Below are 22,374 nucleotides of genomic sequence, written 5' to 3'. Positions count from 1 at the left end.
GCTTAAGAGCCCATGCGGTTCTTGTTGTCTTATCAAGAAGTTGGCGCAAATCCCACTCTCGGTTTGTCCCGTTCCTTGGTATTCACCGAAACGTAGCGGATCGCGGTTAACGGTACATACAGCATCTCGTATTCATCTCTGTATCGGATGAATTGTTCGCCTACTTCCTCCAGCGTGCCGTTCCGCACATAACTTCCATCCGTAAAATAGATGCTCACTTCCTGATTCAGCAAATTTTTCAGCATATACGGTTCACTCCTTGTGAATAAAGTAGAATATCGGGGCTAAACGGATCATGGGCATTCATCGGATAGCGTCACAGTTTGGTGACGATGTCGTCAATGATCCCGTATTCCTTCGCTTCTTCCGCCGACATAAAATAATCCCGCTCCATATCCTTTTCGACGCGTTCGACGGACTGACCTGTGCGCTCGGATATAATATGCGCCAGCTTCTCACGGGTTTTCAGGATGCGTTTAGCCGTAATGGCGATATCGGTTGCCTGCCCCTGTACACCGCCCAGCGGCTGATGGATCATAATTTCGCTGTTCGGCAGAGCGAGGCGCTTGCCTTTGGCGCCGGCCAGCAGCAGGATCGCCCCGTATGATGCAGCAAATCCCGTGCAGATGGTGTTGACTTGTGGTTTGATAATCTGCATGGTATCGTAAATGCCAAAGCCCGCGGATACCGAGCCGCCCGGACTGTTGATGTACATATGGATATCCTTCTCGGGATCCTCGGCCGCAAGAAACAACAGCTGCGCGATAATGCTGTTTGCGATGGCGTCATCGATGGCTGCGCCCACAAAGACGATCCGATCCTTCAGCAGTCGGGAATAAATATCGTATGATCGTTCGCCACGGTTGGTTTGTTCAACAACATAAGGAACAATATTCATGGTTTCATCCTCCATCTTCGTAAGGTTTTCGTGATTCAGCAAGTAAACGAAGAGACCGCTGCAAAAGATACGAAAGAAACCATGAAATATATTTTTGATGACAGCGTAACGAAAAGCACGCTTCATTCGTTTACCTATAAGATATCCTACCGAGATGTGGAAAGGAGTGGATTCCGATGACCATCTATCGACCGAGCGCCACCACGGAAGCCGAACAGGGCCTGGCGGAGCTGAATGCCGTCCTGCACAGGTATTGTTTGTCCCTTACAAACTCCTCATGGGATTCCGATGATCTGGTGCAGGACACATGGATCAAGGCGCTGGAGCATTTGCAGCAGCGGAGCCATGCCAATCCCGAAGCTCTCCTGCTTCGGATCGCCAAGAATACATGGATTGACCGGGTCCGCCGGGATCAGACCTACCGACGAATTCTGAATGAGAAGCTGGAACACGTATTGACTAAAGAAGAAGCCTCGAACGAGGACAGCAAGCTGAACATCGAGTTCGCCTTTCAATGGCTGATGGAACATTTGTCTCCCCTGCAGCGAACGGTGCTGCTGCTTCGTGAAGTGTACGAATATTCCATTTCGGAAACCGCGAATATGCTGCAAACGACGGACGGAGCGGTAAAAGCGGCCCTTCATCGAGCTCAAAAGGTGCTGCAATCGTTGAACCCGGAGGAAGAGGAACTTGGATTGGCTATGCCGGAAGAGGCAGAGATGACCCTGAATCTTCAGGCATTGGCAGAGGCATACCAATCCGGGGATGTCGAAGCTGTCGTTAGGCTGATTCAATGGAACAGCAGCGGGGGATCGGCCATTGGAAGCATGGCTCCGATGGAGGTTCAATCGCCGACCGCGAGTTATATGATGTATGGCGGGTATTCGGCCGACCTGCGAATGGCCGCGTAAAGCGAAGATTCAACCAGGTGGATCATACATTGCCGTTAAGGCCGGAGCAGAAGCTGCTCCGGCCTTTTTCGACGAGGATTAACAACCGGTGAATAGGGACAATCGATATACATGAATCTCCGTCCATCGTATCGTCTTCCAGCCCTTGGGGATGTATACTATAACCAAGCAGATCGGACAGGAATGAGGGATGAGGTTGCAGACCGAAGTGAAGCTGTACACCATGTGCATGATCCAAGACGGAAGCAGAATTTTGCTGATGAACAGACCGGATGACAAAGGATTCCCCGGATATATTGCCCCCGGCGGCAAGGTGGATTTTCCGGAAAGCATTGTAAACGGAGCCATTCGGGAGGTTCGGGAGGAAACCGGCTTGATTGTGAAGGACATCATCTATAAAGGCCTTGAAGAATCCTGTGAACCGAATACGGGGCTTCGGTACATGGTATTTAATTATTTGGCGACTTCCTTTGAAGGGGAGCTGCTGGAGCATCCTCCCGAAGGGGAGCTGTTATGGGTGGATCGCGAAGAGGCGTTGAAACTGCCCATGCAGGATTGGTTTAAACGAAGGTTTCCTTTGTTTTTCGAAGAGGGGACGTTTGAATTAAGCGAGGTATGGGATGAGAGGTCAGGGCACGTTCTGGAAGAAACGGTCAGGCGGTATCCTGCAAGAATACCACAGGCGGCAGGTCTCGCCGATTAACGAAGGGAGCGATGCGGGATGGCGGTCGAGGCGGTGTTCTTCGATTTATATGAGACGTTAATCACGGAGTTCGCAGACGGCAAGCGGGTATCTAAGAGATCCTATGACTATATGGATAGACTCGGGCTATCGGAAGCGGAGTTTAAACAGGAGTGGAGCACTCGTTCGGAGCGAAGAATGAATGGGCATTTTCCCGACTATCATTCGGTGATCCGTGACATTCTGGATTCTCGCAGTTTGCCCTATCCTCAGGAACACGTGGAATTCCTATATCAGTCGAGAGTCAGCGAGAAGAAAATTCCTTTCCAAACAATCTCGAAGGAGATCTGCAGGCTGCTGGAACTTCTGCGTGAACGGGGACTGAGGCTGGGCTTGATCAGCAATTGCTCGGAAGAAGAGGTGGTTTCTTTTGGCCAGAGCGGATTGGCCCCCTACTTCGATGACGTTATCTTCTCTTATCAGGTTGGGGTAGCCAAGCCGAATGCAGAAATCTATCGCTTGGCTTGTGAGCGCTTATCCGTAAGACCGGAGGATGCCCTGTTTATCGGGGACGGCGGTTCAGATGAGCTGAGAGGCGCGGGGAGTGCCGGATTAAGGCCATATCACGCCTATTGGTACAATACGTTTATGGAGAGCGGGTATGAGAAGATCCGTCAACCGCTGCATGTGCTGGACATCATTGAATCTATATAGAAAGGGAGCCGCCGAACAATGAATCTGCAGGCCATAAACCATCTCTGCTTTTCAGTTTCGCACTTGGAACGGTCCATTGATTTTTACAGGGACGTGTTTGGAGCCAAGCTTCTGGTCAGAGGGCGAAAGCTGGCTTATTTCGATTTGAACGGGCTGTGGATTGCTCTAAACGAAGAAGACGTGGACCGAAGCACGGCAAACAGAACCTATACGCATATTGCATTTACCATCGATGAGCAGGATGTGGAACCGACGCTGCTTCGCCTTCAATCGCTCCAAGTGGAGATTTTGCCGGGTAGGGCAAGGGACGAGAAGGATAAAAAGTCGATTTACTTCCTGGATCCGGACGGCCACATGTTCGAGTTTCATACGGGCGGATTGCAGGACAGACTGGACTATTACCGAACGGACAAAGAGCATATGATCTTTTACGATACCGAGTAGTTGGGAGAGGAACGATTCCAATTCCAGAGGAGATGAGACGATGAACCTTGCCAACCGCATAACGATAGCCAGGATGCTATTGATTCCCGTATTTATTTTATTTTTTGCCGAGTATCCACTATGGTTGACCGAGACCAGCCGCTTCTTCGGATTCATTCATGCTTATGGAACCTACATCGCGCTGGGCGTGTTCATTCTTGCGTCGGCTACGGACAAGCTGGACGGTTACATTGCACGGAAATTGAATCAAATCACGAACCTTGGAAAATTGCTGGACCCGCTCGCAGATAAACTGCTCATATCGGTCGCCTTAATTATGATGGTTCAATCCGGCATGGTTGCGACTTGGATTGCCGTTGCCATCATCGCCCGGGAATTCGTCATTACGGGACTTCGCATGGTCGCCTCCGAGCAGGGAATCGCATTGTCCGCTGACAGACTCGGCAAATTGAAAATGGTCCTTCAAGTCACTGCCATAGCAGCGGTATTGCTGGATAACGCTCCGTTTACGTTCATCAGGATGGTCCAAGTGGACGAAATGCTCATGCTTGCGGCAGTAGCCTTAACGATTTACTCAGGCATCCATTATTTATTGAACAATGTTAAACTCATTAAACTTAGCTGAAGAGTAGATTTTTTTGAACAACCGAAGATGGGAAAATATCCTACTTTGTGCCCATTTTGGGCTCGGAAGGTAACGATTTGAACCGGGACTGTCGATATACAGAGAGACTGGAAAAAAAGCCTGCGAGACAGAAGGTACAAAGGAGAGAAATAAATGAGCTTAAACAGAAAGACAACGAAGATTATTCTTGTCGTTGTGATGATGTTGGCGATGGTTTTTCCAACCAGCGTATTCGCCGCCTCCGGGGACGTAACATCGATTGAATTTGATACGAACGAGAGCAAAATTTACTTAACCGTTAATGAAACAACGGAACAACTTCGCGTATTGGCTAACATTGAAGGATCTTCCACGAAGAAGGACGTAACCAATGAGACGACGTGGACTTCGTCCAACACGAGAATCGTAAAGGTTGACGGCGGTCTCATTGTTCCGCTGGAGAAGGGTACGGCCCGTATTACGGCAAAATACAAAGGCGCAATCAAAACGATTGATGTCGACGTCAAATTTGCCATCGACGAGTTCAAGCTGGATCAGCCGGATAAAGTGGAGCATAAGCTTGGAACGGAAGGTTTAACCGTTAAAGCATTGGCTGACGGAACGAACGACGTGACAACGGAAGCGAAGTGGACCACTTCCGATGACAGCGTAGTGAAAGTAAGCAAAGGGGAACTGACCCTCGTAGGTCTGGGCAGCGCAACCGTGACTGCGGATTACAAAGGGCTCAAGGCGTCCTTTACGGTCAAAGTCGTCGCTCCTTACCAAAAGCTTGCGATCGTTCCGGGCGAGGATCAGGAGCTGCTAGTCGGTGATGCGCCTGTGGATCTTAAAGTATTCGCCAAGCAGTCGGAGACCGATGCGGGTACGGACGTAACGGACAAGGTAGAGCTGAAATCGTCCAACACTTCCGTAGCAACGATTGAGGATGGCAAGCTGAAGCCGGTGGCTTTGGGCAAATCCACGATCAGCGTGAGCTATTTGGGTTCGACTGCCAAGCTGGATGTGTATGTGCGCAATCCATATGAAGCTTTGATACTGGATCAGACGGATTTCGTCAAGAATCCGGTTCTGTTTATGAATGATTCGATTACGGTAAAAGCCAAGGTTCGTAATGCGGCTTCCCAATCCATCGACGTGGCCGGGGAATGGACCTCATCCAATCCGCTGGCGGTATCCGTCAACGGTGGCGTGATTACAGCAAGAGCAAAGGGAACCTCCACCATCAAGGTGAGTTACCTCGGAATCAGCAAAGAATTTACCGTTAAGGTGTATCCGACGGTGACCAAGTTTGAAACAGAGGACACGAAGCTGGATGTGCTGAAAGACGAATCCAAATCCTTCCCTAAAGTGACGGGAAGGCTTCTGGACGACGAGGAAGAGGATTTCAGCAGCGCGGTGACCTGGACATCGAGCGATGAGAACGTGGTAACGACCGAAAACGGCAAAATCAAAGGTATCGATGCCGGCACAGCAACAATCACAGGTAAGATCGGTTCCAGAGAAGTAGCGACGCTGCCGGTTACGGTTAACGAAAAAGTGCTGGTGCTGCTGCCGGATGTAGAGGAGTATCAGCTGGTTATAGGCAGAAGCAACGCGCTGCCGAAAGTAAATGCCGTATTCGAGGATGGCGAAGAGAGCGATGTGACCTCTTCCATCGAATGGTCGCTGACTGGATCTGCGGCTGTCATTAAAGACGGTACGATCAAAGGCTTAACGAAAGGCTCGACAACGCTGAAAGGCACTTATTTGAACAAAGAAGTCAAGATTCCGGTCGTGGTTGAACAGGAAGTCGTTAAGTTTGTCGTAGACCCGGAGAATATTGACCTCAACATCAAGAAATCCAAATCGATTAAAGTTACAGGCTACTACAGCAACGGCAAAACGGTTTCGCTCTCATCCAAGATGAATTGGAGTTCTTCGGACACCGCGATTGTAACGGTATCCAGAACCTCCGTTAAAGCGGTTGCCGAGGGTAAAGCAACGATTACGGGTTCATACCAAGGCAAAGAAGTCACCGTTAAGGTAAACGTGGTTCCGAAGATGACAAAATTGATCGCCAGCGAGAAGAAATTGAACTTGAAGCCCGGTGACGTCAAAACCGTAACGGTTACGGCCGAATATGATACCGGCGCAAAAACGAGTGTTGGGGACACCGCCGTGTGGACAACCAGCAACTCCAGCGTGGCCAAAGTAACGAACGGACGCATTGAAGCGATCGCGAAGGGAACCGCCCGCATTAAGGGGCAGTACAATTCGAAGACCGTAACTATTACCGTCTCTGTTAAATAGTTAGAACAGCATGCTGCAACAGCCCGGCTCTAAAGATGAGCCGGGCTGTTGTCTGTTCATAAGAATCTTTCTGGGTAAAGTGGGATGAGGTCAAATTCCAGGCTGCTACGTTCTCAGAAACCAGGCAAGCAGATGGCCGTTATAGATCTCCAGCGATTTCACCTGAAAATTCGTCGCTTCGGCGAGTACATATATTTCATCGATCGAATAATATTTCATCTCGGCATCAACAAAACCGTCTCCTATCCGGTAGTAAGGCATATCCAGGAGATCAGGATCTTGACGAGAAGGTGCAAAATGCCGTTTCCACGGCGTTGAGATGAGCAGGCTTCCGCCAGGCATCAGTTTGTCATGGATTTTGCGGAGAACCGGTATCGGATTGTAATTCATATGCTCGAGCACTTCCGTAAAGAGAACGATATCGTACCGTTCGTTTCCCGGAATATCCTCGGCTTCCACATTGCACTGGCTCCACCCGATCCCGTAGTCCTGTTCCAGTTCCACGGACCAGTAATCCGCCATGTGATCCAAGCCGTGTGCTTGAGCTCCGGACAATACGCTGTACATTAGCAGCGTACCGTAAGCAGCGCCGATATCTAGCACCTTGGCGCCCCGGTTCACAAGCAACGAGTCCAGGATCGGAAGCAGCGGGTACCAGTAGCTGGCTTCTTCATCCTTGTAAACAGACAGATAGTGGCTCCCATTCCGCTTGGCATGATAGGAAGAGATGATCGTTTGGGCACGGAACAGTTTCTCGTCAGGCGATAGATCATCATCAGGAGTCTGCCTGCATTGCCGCTCGTCAGCCTCGGGTAACGGTCCAACCCTTCCAACGCTGACGAGCAGGTATCCGGGCACATTGCGCTTCTCGTATTCAGGGAGTCTATGGTACCACATTGTCAGCCAATGCTTGACGGTCTGGGAATCCCGGATGAAATCAAGAAAATCCAAACTGTTCAAAAAGCCGATGCTGCTCTCCTCGATCAACGTTATACCGCACCGCTCAAATTGATTTCTGAGCGTGGAGGCTGGATGCTCCATGCCATACATCCAGGTGCCCAGCTGTTCGGCGGCTTCTTTTCCCGCACGATACGGCAAACATTCCGCAAAAGGGGTGAGGATCAGCATCGTTCCTCCCGGCTTGGTAACCCGTTTCATTTCCCTTAATATCGCGATCCGCTCTTCTCCCTCAAAATGCTCCAGCACCCCCGCATTCCAGGTTAGATCAAAGTGCTGGTCAGGAAGCCGCATCTCCCTAATATCGGAGAGAACAAAGGTGCCCGGAACCTTGGCGCTATAAAAGGCGCTCCGGCTGTTGTACAGCGCATTCTCGGAATAATCGACCAGCGTCACTTCCGCATGCTCAGCAGCCAGGCGCAGCGAAATCTTGCCCGTTCCGGAACCGGCCTCGAGTATGCGCTTCCCTTCGATGCCTCCTGTAACCTCCATGATCTTATCGTAGATGGTTTGGCTTAGTGAATCCCAGTGATAGGATACCTCCCGGGACCATAGCTGATCCCAAATCTTCTTCTGGCGTTCATCCGGCAGCATATCATTCGGTCACCCCTTTGTGTTCTGGCGTGTACTTGCGAAACAGCCGGTGGAACTCACCGGAGCCGTTGTGAATCTCAGCCAGTTCTCTCAATCCGTACGCCCCGTATTGATGAAACAGGCCAGCCTCGTTCATGGAAAATTCGGTGTATTTGTCCGGCATCGACATGCGTTGGGCCATGGTTGCATGGTATACCCAGGAGGCCAGGCAGCATTTCGGCCTCCATGCCGTGCGCGTTCCCATATAATACCGCATGCCCAGAAGCAGACTGTCATCCTCATACCCCTGCTTGCCGGATAAGAATCGAGTATCATAACCTCCAATATGGCGAAGGGCTTCCGCACGGTGAACGACCGGATGCACGAATCCATCCGCAATCCCTTTTCTTGACAGCCGCTGGAGCGTTTCGCTGAGCTCACCCGGTGTATTCGGAAGAACAATGAACTCACCCAAGGGCTGCATTTCTCCGGTTGAGGTAACGATGCCGGGCGATACCATAGGTTCGTCGTTACATTCCAGATAACGAAGAAGAGGCTCGTGCCAATCCGGAGGAAAGAGCATGTCGACATGAATTTCGGAGATGTACCCTGCTTCAGGGAAGTGCTCCCATATGAATTCAAAACAGGCTTGCCTGGCGGCAGCGATGCCGATATTCGCTCCGTTCCCGAGAATAACACCGGATAGGCCTAACGTTTGCAGCCATTCGTGCAGCTCTTCATTCGTAAGGCATCCTTGATTAAACAGAACCGTCCTATGCTCCCGGGAGCGCTGCAGACTGCTTAACGCCAGGCTGGCCATGTGTAAATCATTCGCGCGCGAGCTCTCCCGAATGAATAAGGGCAAGGTATGAATGATTTTCAATTCCATCGCTTCCTCTTATGGTTATTCGTTATTCCATCCATTCAACAAGCGTAGGCGATTCCTCCAGAATGGAGTCGTATTGTTCTTTCGAGCCGAACTCCGCTTCAGGATCGAGCTGACGATAACGCTTGAGCTTCTCCAGCCTATATTCCGGTTTGGCCCACCCGTAATGCTTAAGGCGAATGGCTGAAAGATGGTGGGGAAGATCGAATACATTCGCCGGGAACCTTCCACAGTGCTGGGCCGTCTCTTTCCAGCAATACTTCATTTCGGGACGGTAACGCAGAAGAAAAGGGCGATAGGTTCTATGCGAGCTCCAGCATTCATCGTCCCGGTAATGGGTTTCGTTCCAAAAATCATAGAGCCGGAAGCAATACAAATCGAACTCGTTTTGCTTCAGCATGGAAGGAAGCTCAGCCGTAAAGGAAGACTCAAACCATTCGTCCGCATCCAAATTCAGAATCCATTCGGGATGAAGGTTCAAGGTTTCGCGCCATTGTTGCTTTCGCAGCTCAACCTCGTTGTGAAACAGGGATGCCTCGTTGCTGATCAGACGCAGCGGAATTCCCTTCAAAACTTCCATACATACATCCAGCGTGTTATCCGTACTTGCATCATCGATAATAACGGCTTGGTCAATGTAGTCCCGATGCCGTTCAAGCGCTTGCCGCAGATAGCGTTGGCCTTCATTCTTCAGAACCATCGTCAGGGTGAGCGATGGGCGGGCCGTGCGGCGATTCGCATCAATGGGGGCGAGACAGCCCTCTTCTCGTTCCTCGAGGCAGCTTCGAGTAACCTCGGGGATGGATGTAGTCTTATCCGTTGCCTTCAGGAACAGTCCGGCATGGTGAAGATCGCTTTCACGGTAGATATGGTAAGCCGGGTAGTGCGTATCTACATACAAGGTGAACCCCAGCGCAGCCGCCCGGATGCTGAAATGCCGATCCTCTCCCCAGAAGGACAAATTGTAGATGGGTTTATAGTTTACCCCGCGCACAAGAGCCCGGCGGCTGATTAAAGTGCAAGCTCCGAGTCCGCCGACTTCATACACGCCGGCCTCTGCTAACCGGCTCACGAATTGTTGATAGCGATGTTCCTTTTGGGCTTCGTCCAACGTTTCGCCCGCCTGTTGTTCGTATTGGGTATATTCATCCTTGAGCCACACCTGGGGATGGGGGCGTGAGTCCGGCTGCCAACGGGTCCAGAAGATTTCCGAAATGATCTCTTTGTCGGTGGCGATGAGGTGAATCAGGGTCTGCGGTGCCAGCAGCAAATCCGAATCGACCAGAAACAGATAGTCAAACCGTAGGTCAAGCGCATATTGAATGATCTTGTTCTTATAATCGGCTACCTTCCAAATCAATCGATCGTTCCAATAATGGGTTGTCTCGTCGCGGATATATTCGTGATCATCAGGCGTATGGGCGCTGTGGATAACCACCCGGTTAACTTCTTTCATAAAGCGGCTCAATCTGGCGCTGGATAATTCATCGTTGTTGTCATCGATAAAGAAGTAGCACAGCTCCAGGGAATTTTGTTCCAGCCGCAGCAATGAGGTAAGGAAATGGTCCAGAATCTCCGGTTTCTGCCGTACAGGACTGCCGATCAAAACGCGTCTGCGCCCCTGGGTCGTCATGAGCTCTGCCTCTCATCGTCACGCTGAAGCTCCTGCAGCTTGTTTCGAAAATATTCTTGGTTCGCCAGCATGGTCTCATCGCCCGGTCGGTAGGCAAGCGCCTTCTCATTATGCTGATTGGCAATCGCATAAGCTCCGATTCGGTCGTAACAAACGGCCAATTGCAGATGGGGAAGCCATGTGGAGAAGGAGGGGGTATGAAATCCCATGTAATCCGGAGGCAGCTTAAGCTCGGTAGCCAGCTTATACCAGTAGATGGCCGTATCATATTGGTTTTTCTCGAGAAAATGGTAACCGATGCGGCAGCAGAATTCGGACCGCGGCGGCGCATACTGCAGGGATCGGAGAGAGGATTCAAATGCGGCTTGCCCGTTTCCGAGCTCGTGATGGCAATCGGACAGCCTGCTGCAGGCCGAGAGAACATCCTCGATCCAGCCTTTTTCCGTATGTAAGAATCGTTCGTAATAATCGATCGCTTTCTCGAAAAGACGGTGATCCTTTAGTTCATTCGCATAATAGAACAGATCCCGCGGGGTGAACGATTCGCCGGCTGCCTCGCGCTGCACATAGATTCTGAGATTGCGGCCGGTGTCCGGATCATGATTCGAGCTGAGATGGGTAATGGCAACATCGCTATTCATAACATGACCGTACACCTCCAAGTATTCGTGGACGGGCCCGATCCATCGAAAGGCCCTGCTCCGTTTGACAAGACGATTGCGCCGCAGACGGAAGGTGACATTGCCGAATTCGTCCGAGCTCAAATGATAGAGCATGGTCACGGAATCGATGTCGGGCGCAAGGTTTTCTTTAAGCGCTATTAGTTTCAGCCGGTCTTCTTCAAGCAGCACGTCGTCGGCATCGAGCCACAGGATATAGTCCTGGGTGGCCTTGCTAAAAGCAAAGTTTCGCGCAGCCGCAAAATCGTCGATCCATTCAAAATCATAAACGACCGCCTGAAAGGATCGGGCGATTTCTTTCGTGCGATCGGTGGAGCCTGTATCCACAACGACGATCTCATCCACGATGTCTGCAATCCGGGACAGGCAGCGGTTCAAATGATGTTCCTCATTTTTTACGATTATGCATAGGCTGATAGCGATCAATACATCACCCCCGCGTATAGTCCATTCCAAAGAATATGCAGATATATATTCAGGTCGGCGTACGAAATGAACCGTTGAGCGCCAAATTGAACCCGTGCGTATCAAAAAATGACGAATATCGCTTCTTTAAGCTCGTTTTTTAATGCGGCTGACAAAAAAACGGTCACATAGACCGTTTTTTGGCTTGCGCCTCGTCGAACAGCAGGGACCGGCTAAACGAAGTTTGGCGGGTGAAGGCTGCTGATTGTAAATTTGGTCTGGATTTAACCCATGTCCAATGGTAAAATCTTCTCAAATTTTGTTCTCCATTTAATTCATTATTGAAAGAAGGAACTAAAGGACATGAAATCCATAAACGTACTTCATTATGATGCATTCTCCATACAGCCTAATATGGGTAATCCTGCCGGCGTGGTCTTGAACGCAGACGAGCTGACAGAGAAGGAGATGCAGGCCATCGCCCATAGCGTAGGGTTCAATGAAACGACCTTCATAGTAAAATCGGAGCAAGCAGATGTCCGATTAAGATATTTTACGCCCGGACATGAGATGAATTTGTGCGGCCATGCCACCATGGCTTCGATGTATGCCTTGAAGACCAAGGGGCTGCTCCCTGACAAAGAAACCGTGTGGATTGAGACAAGAGTGGGCAATTTGCCGATCGAATTTCAGGATGCTCAAGGAAAGCTAACCATGAAGATGAAGCAGGATCATCCTCAATTCCTGCCCTTTGAGGGAGATGTTGACCGCCTGGCATCATCCATGGGCCTGCAGCGCGAGGATTTGGATTTCGCAATGCCGATCGTATATGGAAGCACGGGGATTTGGACATTGCTGGTACCGATTAAGGGGCTGGAGCCGTTTGGGCGGATGGTGCCTCATAATGCCATGTTCCCGGATATATTAACGGACAATCCGAAAGCCTCTCTGCACCCTTTTTGCCTGGAGACGATCGACGAGTCTTCGTTCATGCATGCGAGACATTTCTCTTCACCGTATTCAGGCACCGTCGAGGATCCGGTAACCGGAACCGCGTCAGGCGTAATGGGAGCTTACTATTTAACCTATTTGAATCCCGAGGCCCCCTCCGCACGATTTATCGTTGAACAAGGCAAGGAAATGGGGAAAGACGGTAGAGTCGATGTTCAAGTGAATCGCTTTGAAGAGACCATGGACGTCTATATTTCCGGTACGGCTGTATTCGTTAAAGAATTCGAGGTTAGCTATGATTCATAACGATCGGATGATATCCTCTAGATATTGTAAATAGAAACAGGGAGTGCGAGCTATGCAGGAACAAGAAGAAATCAAGATTTATCCCAAGGTGACCAAAATGCTGGTGGGTTCCCTGGCATTTGTGTTGGTAGGCAGCGGGTTAGTGTACGGAGGGTTAACCTCGAGCAACATCTTTATCGTATTAGTTGGAATCATTTGCGCGTTGTTTTTTGGCATGGGACTGGTGTTTTCCATCGTCAAGCTTGTTCAATCGGAGCCTGCACTCCTGATCCATCGGGAGGGAATCGTCGATAGATCCTCCTATGCGAGCGCCGGAGCCGTCGCGTGGAGCGAAATCAAGAACATTCACATCTATCAGATTAAGAATGAGAAGTTTATAGGGATCGATGTATATGATCCTGAACTTTTGATGTCCAGGCATCCCGCCTGTAAAAGGAAGCTCATGAGCATGAATAAAGGCATGACGGGTTCTGCTATCCATATATCCGCATCAAGTATCTCATGTAATCTGTATGAGTTGTTTCCTCTGTTATATCGAAGATGGAATGCGTCCAGGAACCTGAATACGGAGACGAAGGAGGGGCAAGGGTTATGAAGACATTCAAGCCGGAGATGACTTTGGATAAGGCGGTAAGCCATCTCCAGCAGATTGAAGGAGAGACGGTGCTGAATGTCACCCCCATCGAGATGGGAGAATTAAGCAAGGTATTCAGTTATCGTAAGGGCGATGCCGATTATGTCATTCATTTTAAAGATAATGGGGACAGCCTTCATAAAGTAAACAAAATCTACAGTATGTACGGTGATCAATCCTTGCCCATTCCTCGAATCCATAAGATCGGTAGCGTGGGGAATATCCATTACTCGATCTCGGATAAAGTACCCGGTACGCCGATAAGCGCTCTTGAGCCGGCACAAATTCGAGGGCTGGTTCCCGACATCGTCCAGCAATTCATGCGGATCCTTCATACCCCTATCGGAGAGTCCCATGAGGGCTTCGGGTGGATTACTCCGGAAGGCAAGGCTGCTCATCGTTCATGGCTGGACCACCTGACGTCTGTATTCGATGCGGAGCAAGAAGGTTTCTACCATGGATGGCAGAGCCTGTATGAGCACAGTTTTCTGGAAAAAGGATTTTTCGAAGAGATCTACCAAACGATGATCGAACTTGTTCGCTATTCGCCATCGGAGCGCTATCTTGTCCATGGTGATTTCCATTTGGGCAACATGCTTGGAGAGAACGAAAACGTAACCGGTATCGTGGATTGGGAGATGGCCATGTTCGGCGATTTCATGATGGACGTCTCCGTTATTCATATGTGGTATCCGATGCTGGGATTTCCCAAGCGGCTGCAGGAAGCGATGGAGCAGCAAGGCGAGAAGATTCCCTATTTTGAAGAAAGGCTGCTGTGCTATCAGCTATTTCGGGCGCTGGACGGGCTTCGTTTCTATGCGAAGAAGGATGATCAGGGCAGCTATCAGTTCATGAAGAATCATATCACCTCATTATTAAAAGGATAGATCCCTTCGGGGATCTTTTTTTGTTTATGAGCGAAATGTGTGCAACGAAAATGGTTAACTGACGAGTCCGGAATGGAAGGCCAGGAATACACTGGATTAGGTTGGAATGGAAAAGCCGGGGAGCGTCATGAATCAAGCGTTATCGAATGATGAATATGATGATGAATTTGGGGCGTTAAGATTCCGAATGGAGGTATGGGAATGGGGACGTCAAACTGGCAGAATTTATCGTATTGCGTGGATCTGATCCGCTATGTAGCTCCCAAGTCCGTTCTGGATATCGGGGTAGGTTTTGGCCGCTGGGGCATGATCTGCCGGGAGTATTTGGACGTATGGGAAGGACGCGTATTTCGCGCGTATTGGAACACGCGGATCGAAGGAATCGAGATTTACCCTGTCAATATCGATACCTACCACGAATGCTTCTATAATAAAATCCACGTAGCGGATGCTTACGATCATCTGCAAACGCAGGTCCAGCCGGGACAATTCGATTTAATCATTCTCGGTGACGTTCTGGAGCATTTTACAAAAGAGCGGGCGCTCGTCCTGCTGCAGACCTGCATTGAAAAATCCCGCTTTGTCCTGCTTAATATTCCGATTGGAACAGACTGGCCGCAGGGCGCTGAATACGGCAATGAGTTCGAGACCCATTTGAGCGAGTGGACAACAGAGGAACTGGATCGTTTTCCCGTAGCTGACAAGAGGCATTTTAAGGATTACATTAACCGTGATTTCTCCACGTATTTGTTTTCGATGCCAAGGAAGTAGGTTTCGTATGAATGGAACACCCTCTATGAGGAGGGTGTTTTCTTTTTATCTCTATTGAAAAAATGGTATATTGGAAGAAACGATGGTCAAATGGAGTATATGATGTGGATAAAACATAGAGAAATGAGCTGATTCTATTCTATGAAAAAGATCGTTTTAGCTGGTGGAACTGGTTTTATCGGAACTTATCTTGCGAAAAAATTCACGAATGAGCAGCAAGCACAGGTACTTATGATCTCCCGACGGCAGGGTCATATCGCATGGAACGATCGCGAAGCCATCGTCGCTGCCCTGGAGGGGGCGGATATGCTCATAAATTTAGCGGGCAAATCCGTTAATTGCCGTTACAATGAAAACAACAAGGAGCTTATTCTGAAATCGAGAACAGAGACAACGAACATACTCGGCAGCGCCGTCGAGGCCTGCCGTATTCCTCCGCGCACCTGGTTTAATTCCAGCACGGCCACGATTTATCGCCATGCCGAAGATAAACCGATGACGGAGGAGCAGGGCGAGATCGGCGAAGGCTTCTCCGTCGAGGTCGCCAAGGAATGGGAGCGCGCTTTTTTCTCTTTCCGATTGCCTCAGACGAGACAAATCGCCCTGCGCATTGCCATTGTGCTGGGACCTGGCGGTGGCGTCATGACGCCTTATGTTAACTTGGTAAAATTCGGGCTCGGCGGCGTCCAAGGTACGGGTAAGCAAAGGTTCAGCTGGATCCATGTGGAGGATCTGTATCGCATGATTCTGTTTTTGCAGGAGAAGGAAGAGCTGAGCGGGGTTTTTAATGGTGCATCTCCTTATCCGGTGACGAACAAGGAACTGATGGAGCAGCTTCGGCTTGCGTTGAATCGCAGAATGGGATTGCCGTCGCCTAAATGGCTGCTTGAGCTGGGGGCCAGGCTTATACGTACGGAAACGGAACTCGTGCTGAAGAGCCGCTGGGTGATTCCGGACCGACTCTGCAAGGCAGGTTTTCATTTTGCATACGATACGCTGAATGAAGCGCTGGCAGACATCTTGAAACGATAAGGGAATCTGAGCGCGCGGCATGGATTGACTTTGCAGAAAATGATTACATATGGCAACAGAACGGATAGAATGGGTTTAATAGATGAGAGAGAGGGAGTGTCCGATCATGAATCAGGAATTTACGATTGTGGAGGTCGACCGATTAGAAACCAACACGCATCATCAATTGACGGAATTATTGATTCGGGTTGTAGAAGATGGGGCATCGGTGGGATTCTTAGCTCCGCTGTCTTATGATGAAGCTTCCGCTTACTGGAAGGATGCGCTTGGCCCAGGGGTTACCCTGTGGGCAGCCATGCAGGATGGGAAGATGATCGGCACGGTTCAATTGCAGTGCGCAACGAAAGCGAATGGCAGACACCGGGCCGAGGTGGCGAAATTGATGGTAGATCCGGCTTCCCGCCGCGGAGGTATCGGCAGAACGCTGATGCTGCATCTGGAGCCGAAAGCCAAGGCAGAGGGCAGAACCTTATTGGTCTTAGATACCCGGGAGGGGGACCCTTCCAACAAGCTGTATCAGTCTTTGGGTTATATTCAAGCTGGAGTTATACCCGATTATGCCATATCCTCTAACGGCCAACTTGCCGGAACGGTATTGTATTACAAACGTATCTAAACCTTGAAGCGGAGGGATCGGATGGAGCGAGATGCGCGATTCTATCGCAGGTGGACGCAGATCCGGGGGAAGGGAAAAGGCAAATTCGTATTTTCCCAAGGACTGGCTCACGGCTTGTTTTTATATGCTGTATGGGCTGCCGCGACCTGGCTCCTGGATCAGGACAGATTTACCCCGGAACATTTTGTAACAAGATACTATTATTATTTTCCCATATATATGATTGTCGGTTTCATCATATCCAACGGGGCATGGAATGGGAATAACAAGCGTTATGATCGATTGACCAAAGTCGATGACAAAGAGCGCAGGAACTTGCCGTAGCGGCGAGTTCTTTTTTTTTGAAGATATGAGAAAATGGTATACTGTTTTTTAACAGGCAATAGAGAAAGGAATGTGGTTATGGGTTACCAGCTGACCGAACGGGTGATCAAACTGTTGTGTGGAAAAACCTCCTACGATCGCGGCGGGGTTTTATATAGAGATGGTTATGTATCGATGCTGAAGCAGGATCCGGACGCTCGAAAATACGAGGCTGAAGTGAAGGATCAGGAGTCGGGAATCGCCTATGCGGAGATTGACTCGAACGGGGACGTATACACGGAATGCAGCTGCATCGATTACGGATTTTCCCGAAAGCGGTGCAGGCATATTGCGGCCCTCCTCCTGAACATACGGGATATTGAACAAACGGTCGAGGCTCCGATGCGCCCCTTTCCATCGTTATTACATCCTTCCGCCAACGTGAACATGGAAGAAGGACAGTTAACGCCCCGGCACTCACCGGAATATGGCAGAAGCTCGAACGAGAGAGAACGGGATGCGCTGCTCAGCAGCCAGCTGCTCGGATTGTTCTCGTATTCCGGCGGTCGGAGGGCCGCGGCGACATCCCGCTTTGATACCCGAGAGGTTCTGGAGATGGAGTGCATTTTCAAGCTATATCCGTACGGGGACCGGAAATACCTGTTCGGCGTCGAACTGCGAGTCGGGAACAAACGCTTGTACATCGTACAGCGGATTCGGGAGTTCTTAGCGTGCGTAAAACGCGGCGCAGCCTGCGTGTTCACGAAGAATTTCACCTACGATCCAGAGGTGCACAGCTTTAAAAAAGAGGATGACGCGCTTCTGCAGGAGCTGATCCGTATTTCCGATCATGAGAGCATGTATCAACAGTCGGTGAACATCTACGCTCCGCTTGGCAAAAAGGGGAACGGCGACCGAATGCTGATCATTCCTCCTGCCTTTTGGCCTCAAGTACGGGAGGCGCTCGGTTCTTCGGTTCGTCCCCTCTTGTCGATGGATGGAATCATGACGGATAAGCTGGAGTTCGCTCAGGAACCGATCCCGCTGCAATTCGAGTTCGATGAGGCTGCGGATGATCACTATCTGATGAAGATCGATGGATTGGAGCGGATGACCGTGCTGGAGGGGTACGGGGTCGTCATTGCGGATGGCAGGCTGATACAGCTTGAGATGGATGCTTGCAAAAGGCTCGCCGAGATGAAGCTGCTGCTTGAACCTTCCAACACACCGCATATTCGGATACAGCCGGAGATGATGGAGTCCATCATGGAGCGGGTGGTACCGGGGCTGATGAAACTGGGCAGCGTGCATGTGGCGCAGACCGTGTCCGACCGCATCGTCAAAACGCCTTTAAAAGCGAAGCTGTTTCTGGACCGTGTCCGCGGCCGGCTATTGGCCGGACTCGAATTTCAATACGGCGACATCATCATCAATCCGCTGGAGGGACACCGCGCCAAACGCAGCAGCAGCTCGATTCTCGTTCGCGATGGAGAGACGGAGCAGCGGATTCTGGAGCTCATGGAGAACGCCTCTTTTGCCAGGACTGACGGCGGTTTCTTCATGAATGACGAGGATGCCGAATATGAATTTTTGTATCATACGATTCCGCGGCTGGAGAAGCTGCTGGTTGTTTATGCAACGACGGCGGTGAAGGAGCGGGTGCTCACTGAACCGATGGGAGCCAAGGTTCGGGTGGAGGTCGATGAACGGACGGATTGGCTTGAACTGAAGTTTGACATGGAGGGCATTCGCGAAGCCGAAATCCGGGAAATCGTCAAATCGCTCGAAGAAAAGCGCAAATATCACCGGCTGCGAAACGGAGCGCTGCTTCCGCTGGAAAGCGCGGAGTTCCAGGCCATGGTTGCTTTAATGAACCGGGTGGGACCTTGGCTGTACGAAGATGAGGGGACGCGGTTTAAACTGCCGGCGGTCCAAGGACTTCAGCTGCTGGATTGGGAGGATTCGGGATCATCGGTCCAGCTTGGCCGTTCCCTGCGCCGAATGCTGCAGAATGTGAAGAATCCGGATCATTTGGACTTTGCCGTGCCGGCCAGCCTGGAAACGGTTCTCCGGGATTATCAGAAGTTCGGCTTCCAGTGGATGAAGACGATGGCCCATTACCGCTTCGGCGGCATCTTGGCCGATGATATGGGACTCGGCAAAACCATTCAGAGCATCGCTTTCATGCTGTCCCTGCTGCCTGAGATCCGGGAGCGTAAAGAACCCGCGCTCATTGTGGCTCCTGCCTCCCTGCTCTATAACTGGTTTAACGAGCTTAAGAAGTTTGCGCCGGAGATCAAGGCCGTCATTGCCGATGGCACGCTGTCCGAGCGCGCGAAGGTGATCCAGAATATAGGCAAAGCGGATGTTGTCATCACTTCTTACCCGCTGCTCCGCAGGGATATCCAGCGATATGCAAAGCTGCCTTTCTTAACCTTGATTCTGGATGAAGCCCAAGCCTTCAAAAATTACGCGACGCAAACGGCTCAAGTCGTAAAAACGCTCCATGCCCGTTATCGGTTTGCGTTGACAGGCACGCCGGTCGAGAATCGTCTGGAGGAATTATGGTCCATCTACGATGCCGTTTTCCCGGCTCTTTTCGGAGATCGCAAAGCATTTCATGAACTGCCTAAAGAAGCGGTTGTGAAACGGGTGCGTCCTTTCCTGCTCCGCAGGCTGAAATCGGACGTGCTTAAGGAGCTGCCGGAGAAAATCGAGACGATTCAGGCCTCAGGCCTGCTGATCGAACAGAAGAAGCTGTATACCGCCTATCTTGCGAAACTGCGGCAGGAGACGCTTAAGCATTTGGCACAGGACGGTTTCCAGAAGAACCGGATCCGTATCCTGGCGGGCATTACCCGCTTGCGACAGATCTGCTGTCACCCGGCTCTGTTCGTGGAAGGCTACGAGGGCGGTTCGGCCAAGCTTGAGCAGCTGCTGGAAACGATCGAGGAATGTCGTCTTGCAGGGAGGCGGATGCTGGTATTCTCCCAGTTTACAGGCATGCTGAACCTGATCGCCGGGGAGCTGGGATATCGGGGGATTCCGTTTTTTTACCTGGACGGACAGACGCCGGGATCGGAGCGGGTGGAGCTGTGCGAACGCTTCAACGAGGGGGAACGCGAGGTATTCCTGATATCGTTGAAGGCAGGCGGAACGGGGCTCAACCTGACCGGGGCCGATACGGTGATCCTGTATGACCTGTGGTGGAATCCGGCAGTCGAGCAGCAGGCGATGGACCGGGCGCACCGTATCGGTCAGAAGAAGGTTGTGCAGGTCATACGCTTCGTATCTCAAGATACGATCGAGGATAAAATGGTGGCTCTGCAGCAGAAGAAAAAGGATCTGATCGAGGAGCTGGTTCAGCCGGGGGAAGAGTCGCTTTCAAGCTGGTCCGAAGCGGAAATTCGGGAGCTGCTTGCCCTTCAGGGCTAATCGGCCGGATAAGATGATACGCATTCCAAAAGGATACAAGGAGCTGTTGTTTTGAAAAAAGCCATGTTTCTCATACTGGCCGCCGTTGTGGTCGTCATCAGCTACCTGCCGCTGTTCCTGGACGGCTATGCATACAATGAAGAGCAGGCGATACGGCGCGTTCACCCTGCGTATACCGGGGATAAGCTGTACGAGAAGTCAGAGGATCATCATAAGCTGATTGTCTGGCATGATGGCCATGTTAAGACCGTCAACGTCCTGGAGAGCAGATGGGGACTGCTGCATAAAATTACGAACGGGGTCGCGCTGGAACCCAAGTCCGCAGATGAACCTTTTGTACGAACTTGGTCTGCCAGTCATCGTGGTGACGGCATCTATGACACCCTGGTGGCAGTGGAGACGTCGGAACCCGAAAGCAAGAAAATCATCGTCACCAATGAGCCTTGGGACGATAAACCGATCGAAGATCTGGAACAGGTGAAGGCTTTATCCGGGATTTACATGGAAATCGACGTGGAGCAAGGCTACGCCATCCATTATGAACAGCTGCCAGCCGACCAGACCGGCGGCTTCATATTTCGGAGCATCGATGCCGAAGGGAATACCTTTCCGTTCAACCGTAGTGGATGGGCGCGAAGCATTAACGCTGATATAATAGGATGTATGTGATGTATGCAGCATTTACTCCAGATATAGAATAGGACGGTTCTCGGATGATCTCTTTTTTATTAACGTTAAAACGTCTCCTCAGCGGTTTGTTTCGAGCGTTCAAGCAGCGGTATTTCATGGCGCTGTTTGTGCTGATCGTCATCATGCTGTTATCGGGCACGATGTTTTATACCAGGCAAGAAGGCTTGTCGGTGCTGGATGCCCTTTATTTCTGCGTGGTGACCTTGAGCACGGTAGGGCATCCGGAATTCGTGCCGCAGACGCCGCTCGGAAAAACCTTCACCATGGTTTACATCGTGGTCGGGACGGGCTTGTTCCTCGGAATGGTCGGACAGTTGGCGTATGCTTTAATCCGTACGAATCAAAGGGAAGAGAAGAAGACAACGAATTCATAATGGAAACGAAGAAACAGCCCTGGCGCCGGGGCTGTTTCTTTTTATGGACAAACGGATGCGGAAATGCTTGGTTAATCGATCCAGAGCACGTCTATTCAACCGTCACCGCAAAATAAAAGCTGGCTTCTCCTTGATCCAAAGGCCATGTGCAGTGAATTTCGTACAGGTACGAGCCGGCTTTCGTTGGCACGGTATATCCATCGTTACCTGAATCCGTCAGGTTGAGGATGGTGAAGCCATGTATTCCTTCGGGTGGCGTCGATTGAATGTCGGCACCGCCTTGGACCACAACCGGCGTCATATCCTCGAGCCTGGGACGGGCTGCGTCCGTCGTTGCGCAGTTATCTCCGTTGCACCACGAATAACCGCCGCGTTGCAGCTTGATCTCGGTGCCGTCAATGCTTACCTTGGGCAGCGGAGGTTCGGCGGCCTTCACCCACAGGGTCTGAACGGCATTGCGGGCATTTTCCTTCGAGATCGGCGTTACGTTCTCGGATCTGGATCCGATGTAGTACCCGGTACCGAACACCATGATTAGAAGAAAGATGTATAACACCGGCCGCATTTTTTTCATGTCCTGCTGCCCCCCTTTATATCCTTTGTCTCATAACTTGCTAGAAAATATGTTATAATTTTGAAATCAAGCACTTCCATTATAAACCAATCAAGGATAACAGG

23 protein-coding genes are annotated in these 22,374 nt (G+C 50.7%); 16 read left to right on the top strand and 7 right to left on the bottom strand.

The window, feature by feature from the left end:
• Nucleotides 1-32 precede the first annotated feature (32 nt).
• On the bottom strand, nt 33-245 hold the full coding sequence (locus MHH82_RS22055; protein ID WP_015736474.1) for a hypothetical protein: 213 nt from the start codon (nt 243-245) through the stop codon (nt 33-35).
• 71 nt (nt 246-316) lie between these two features.
• Complete coding sequence (gene clpP, locus MHH82_RS22050) at nt 317-913, bottom strand: ATP-dependent Clp endopeptidase proteolytic subunit ClpP (RefSeq protein ID WP_015736473.1); 597 nt, start codon at nt 911-913, stop codon at nt 317-319.
• A gap of 161 nt (nt 914-1,074) precedes the next feature.
• Here clpP and MHH82_RS22045 point away from each other — a divergent pair, with 161 nt between their 5' ends.
• The 6 genes from MHH82_RS22045 (at nt 1,075) to MHH82_RS22020 (ending at nt 6,563) form a co-directional block, all read left to right on the top strand.
• Nucleotides 1,075-1,809 (top strand): RNA polymerase sigma factor, encoded by a 735-nt coding sequence (locus tag MHH82_RS22045; RefSeq protein ID WP_015736472.1) that lies wholly within the window; start codon nt 1,075-1,077, stop codon nt 1,807-1,809.
• A gap of 190 nt (nt 1,810-1,999) precedes the next feature.
• Nucleotides 2,000-2,512 carry an 8-oxo-dGTP diphosphatase gene (locus MHH82_RS22040; RefSeq protein ID WP_251497469.1) on the top strand — a complete coding sequence of 171 codons (513 nt, stop codon included), beginning with the start codon at nt 2,000-2,002 and terminating at the stop codon, nt 2,510-2,512.
• A gap of 18 nt (nt 2,513-2,530) precedes the next feature.
• Nucleotides 2,531-3,205, top strand: coding sequence for an HAD family hydrolase (locus tag MHH82_RS22035; RefSeq protein ID WP_251497466.1), 675 nt, complete (start codon nt 2,531-2,533; stop codon nt 3,203-3,205).
• Nucleotides 3,206-3,223: 18 nt separating this feature from the next.
• Nucleotides 3,224-3,649, top strand: coding sequence for a metallothiol transferase FosB (gene fosB / locus MHH82_RS22030; protein ID WP_015736469.1), 426 nt, complete (start codon nt 3,224-3,226; stop codon nt 3,647-3,649).
• A gap of 40 nt (nt 3,650-3,689) precedes the next feature.
• A complete protein-coding gene (gene pgsA, locus MHH82_RS22025; protein WP_251497460.1) occupies nt 3,690-4,274 on the top strand; it encodes a CDP-diacylglycerol--glycerol-3-phosphate 3-phosphatidyltransferase in 585 nt (194 codons plus the stop codon).
• A 153-nt stretch (nt 4,275-4,427) separates the two neighbouring features.
• Complete coding sequence (locus MHH82_RS22020; RefSeq protein WP_251497457.1) at nt 4,428-6,563, top strand: Ig-like domain-containing protein; 2,136 nt, start codon at nt 4,428-4,430, stop codon at nt 6,561-6,563.
• 105 nt (nt 6,564-6,668) lie between these two features.
• On the opposite strand, the gene MHH82_RS22015 is transcribed toward MHH82_RS22020, so the two are convergent.
• Genes MHH82_RS22015 through MHH82_RS22000 form a run of 4 tightly spaced genes read right to left on the bottom strand, consistent with a single transcriptional unit; the run spans nt 6,669 to nt 11,718 of the window.
• Complete coding sequence (locus tag MHH82_RS22015) at nt 6,669-8,114, bottom strand: methyltransferase domain-containing protein (protein ID WP_340967849.1); 1,446 nt, start codon at nt 8,112-8,114, stop codon at nt 6,669-6,671.
• Nucleotide 8,115: 1 nt separating this feature from the next.
• Nucleotides 8,116-8,982, bottom strand: a complete 867-nt coding sequence (locus MHH82_RS22010; protein ID WP_015736465.1) for a hypothetical protein — start codon at nt 8,980-8,982, stop codon at nt 8,116-8,118.
• A 22-nt stretch (nt 8,983-9,004) separates the two neighbouring features.
• On the bottom strand, nt 9,005-10,612 hold the full coding sequence (locus tag MHH82_RS22005; protein ID WP_340967848.1) for a glycosyltransferase: 1,608 nt from the start codon (nt 10,610-10,612) through the stop codon (nt 9,005-9,007).
• Nucleotides 10,609-11,718 (bottom strand): glycosyltransferase family 2 protein, encoded by a 1,110-nt coding sequence (locus MHH82_RS22000; RefSeq protein ID WP_340967847.1) that lies wholly within the window; start codon nt 11,716-11,718, stop codon nt 10,609-10,611. Before MHH82_RS22000 ends, MHH82_RS22005 begins: the two co-directional genes overlap by 4 nt.
• Nucleotides 11,719-12,060: 342 nt before the next feature.
• Here MHH82_RS22000 and MHH82_RS21995 point away from each other — a divergent pair, with 342 nt between their 5' ends.
• From MHH82_RS21995 to MHH82_RS21950, 10 genes are all read left to right on the top strand, one after another.
• Nucleotides 12,061-12,954: a PhzF family phenazine biosynthesis isomerase gene (locus tag MHH82_RS21995; RefSeq protein ID WP_015736462.1), complete on the top strand. Its 894-nt coding sequence runs from the start codon at nt 12,061-12,063 to the stop codon at nt 12,952-12,954.
• A gap of 52 nt (nt 12,955-13,006) precedes the next feature.
• Complete coding sequence (locus MHH82_RS21990; RefSeq protein ID WP_036664086.1) at nt 13,007-13,549, top strand: STM3941 family protein; 543 nt, start codon at nt 13,007-13,009, stop codon at nt 13,547-13,549.
• Nucleotides 13,546-14,475, top strand: a complete 930-nt coding sequence (locus tag MHH82_RS21985; protein ID WP_036664084.1) for a phosphotransferase family protein — start codon at nt 13,546-13,548, stop codon at nt 14,473-14,475. Before MHH82_RS21990 ends, MHH82_RS21985 begins: the two co-directional genes overlap by 4 nt.
• 201 nt (nt 14,476-14,676) lie before the next feature.
• A complete protein-coding gene (locus MHH82_RS21980) occupies nt 14,677-15,246 on the top strand; it encodes a methyltransferase domain-containing protein (protein WP_009589841.1) in 570 nt (189 codons plus the stop codon).
• 141 nt (nt 15,247-15,387) lie between these two features.
• Complete coding sequence (locus MHH82_RS21975; protein WP_015736460.1) at nt 15,388-16,278, top strand: TIGR01777 family oxidoreductase; 891 nt, start codon at nt 15,388-15,390, stop codon at nt 16,276-16,278.
• Nucleotides 16,279-16,384: 106 nt separating this feature from the next.
• Complete coding sequence (locus tag MHH82_RS21970; protein WP_015736459.1) at nt 16,385-16,894, top strand: GNAT family N-acetyltransferase; 510 nt, start codon at nt 16,385-16,387, stop codon at nt 16,892-16,894.
• Nucleotides 16,895-16,915: 21 nt separating this feature from the next.
• Entirely contained in the window at nt 16,916-17,218 is a 303-nt protein-coding gene (locus tag MHH82_RS21965; protein ID WP_015736458.1) for a hypothetical protein, read from the top strand.
• A gap of 78 nt (nt 17,219-17,296) precedes the next feature.
• Nucleotides 17,297-20,632 (top strand): DEAD/DEAH box helicase, encoded by a 3,336-nt coding sequence (locus MHH82_RS21960; RefSeq protein ID WP_340967845.1) that lies wholly within the window; start codon nt 17,297-17,299, stop codon nt 20,630-20,632.
• A gap of 51 nt (nt 20,633-20,683) precedes the next feature.
• Nucleotides 20,684-21,301 carry a hypothetical protein gene (locus MHH82_RS21955; protein WP_340967844.1) on the top strand — a complete coding sequence of 206 codons (618 nt, stop codon included), beginning with the start codon at nt 20,684-20,686 and terminating at the stop codon, nt 21,299-21,301.
• Between the two features lie 44 nt (nt 21,302-21,345).
• On the top strand, nt 21,346-21,696 hold the full coding sequence (locus MHH82_RS21950; protein ID WP_015736455.1) for a potassium channel family protein: 351 nt from the start codon (nt 21,346-21,348) through the stop codon (nt 21,694-21,696).
• Nucleotides 21,697-21,787: 91 nt separating this feature from the next.
• Here MHH82_RS21950 and MHH82_RS21945 read toward each other — a convergent pair whose 3' ends face one another.
• Nucleotides 21,788-22,270, bottom strand: a complete 483-nt coding sequence (locus MHH82_RS21945; RefSeq protein ID WP_015736454.1) for a hypothetical protein — start codon at nt 22,268-22,270, stop codon at nt 21,788-21,790.
• Between the last annotated feature and the right edge of the window lie 104 nt (nt 22,271-22,374).

It is taken from the genome of Bacillus sp. FSL K6-6540 (assembly GCF_038007545.1).
This window is presented reverse-complemented; position numbering and strand designations above follow the sequence as displayed.

Coding starts and splice junctions, on each gene's coding strand:
- MHH82_RS22055 (WP_015736474.1), bottom strand. CDS start 245: ATGCTGAAAAATTTGCTGAATCAGGAAGTGAGCATCTATTTTACGGAT.
- clpP (WP_015736473.1), bottom strand. CDS start 913: ATGGAGGATGAAACCATGAATATTGTTCCTTATGTTGTTGAACAAACC.
- MHH82_RS22045 (WP_015736472.1), top strand. CDS start 1,075: ATGACCATCTATCGACCGAGCGCCACCACGGAAGCCGAACAGGGCCTG.
- MHH82_RS22040 (WP_251497469.1), top strand. CDS start 2,000: ATGAGGTTGCAGACCGAAGTGAAGCTGTACACCATGTGCATGATCCAA.
- MHH82_RS22035 (WP_251497466.1), top strand. CDS start 2,531: ATGGCGGTCGAGGCGGTGTTCTTCGATTTATATGAGACGTTAATCACG.
- fosB (WP_015736469.1), top strand. CDS start 3,224: ATGAATCTGCAGGCCATAAACCATCTCTGCTTTTCAGTTTCGCACTTG.
- pgsA (WP_251497460.1), top strand. CDS start 3,690: ATGAACCTTGCCAACCGCATAACGATAGCCAGGATGCTATTGATTCCC.
- MHH82_RS22020 (WP_251497457.1), top strand. CDS start 4,428: ATGAGCTTAAACAGAAAGACAACGAAGATTATTCTTGTCGTTGTGATG.
- MHH82_RS22015 (WP_340967849.1), bottom strand. CDS start 8,114: ATGCTGCCGGATGAACGCCAGAAGAAGATTTGGGATCAGCTATGGTCC.
- MHH82_RS22010 (WP_015736465.1), bottom strand. CDS start 8,982: ATGGAATTGAAAATCATTCATACCTTGCCCTTATTCATTCGGGAGAGC.
- MHH82_RS22005 (WP_340967848.1), bottom strand. CDS start 10,612: ATGACGACCCAGGGGCGCAGACGCGTTTTGATCGGCAGTCCTGTACGG.
- MHH82_RS21995 (WP_015736462.1), top strand. CDS start 12,061: ATGAAATCCATAAACGTACTTCATTATGATGCATTCTCCATACAGCCT.
- MHH82_RS21990 (WP_036664086.1), top strand. CDS start 13,007: ATGCAGGAACAAGAAGAAATCAAGATTTATCCCAAGGTGACCAAAATG.
- MHH82_RS21985 (WP_036664084.1), top strand. CDS start 13,546: ATGAAGACATTCAAGCCGGAGATGACTTTGGATAAGGCGGTAAGCCAT.
- MHH82_RS21980 (WP_009589841.1), top strand. CDS start 14,677: ATGGGGACGTCAAACTGGCAGAATTTATCGTATTGCGTGGATCTGATC.
- MHH82_RS21975 (WP_015736460.1), top strand. CDS start 15,388: ATGAAAAAGATCGTTTTAGCTGGTGGAACTGGTTTTATCGGAACTTAT.
- MHH82_RS21970 (WP_015736459.1), top strand. CDS start 16,385: ATGAATCAGGAATTTACGATTGTGGAGGTCGACCGATTAGAAACCAAC.
- MHH82_RS21965 (WP_015736458.1), top strand. CDS start 16,916: ATGGAGCGAGATGCGCGATTCTATCGCAGGTGGACGCAGATCCGGGGG.
- MHH82_RS21960 (WP_340967845.1), top strand. CDS start 17,297: ATGGGTTACCAGCTGACCGAACGGGTGATCAAACTGTTGTGTGGAAAA.
- MHH82_RS21950 (WP_015736455.1), top strand. CDS start 21,346: ATGATCTCTTTTTTATTAACGTTAAAACGTCTCCTCAGCGGTTTGTTT.
- MHH82_RS21945 (WP_015736454.1), bottom strand. CDS start 22,270: ATGAAAAAAATGCGGCCGGTGTTATACATCTTTCTTCTAATCATGGTG.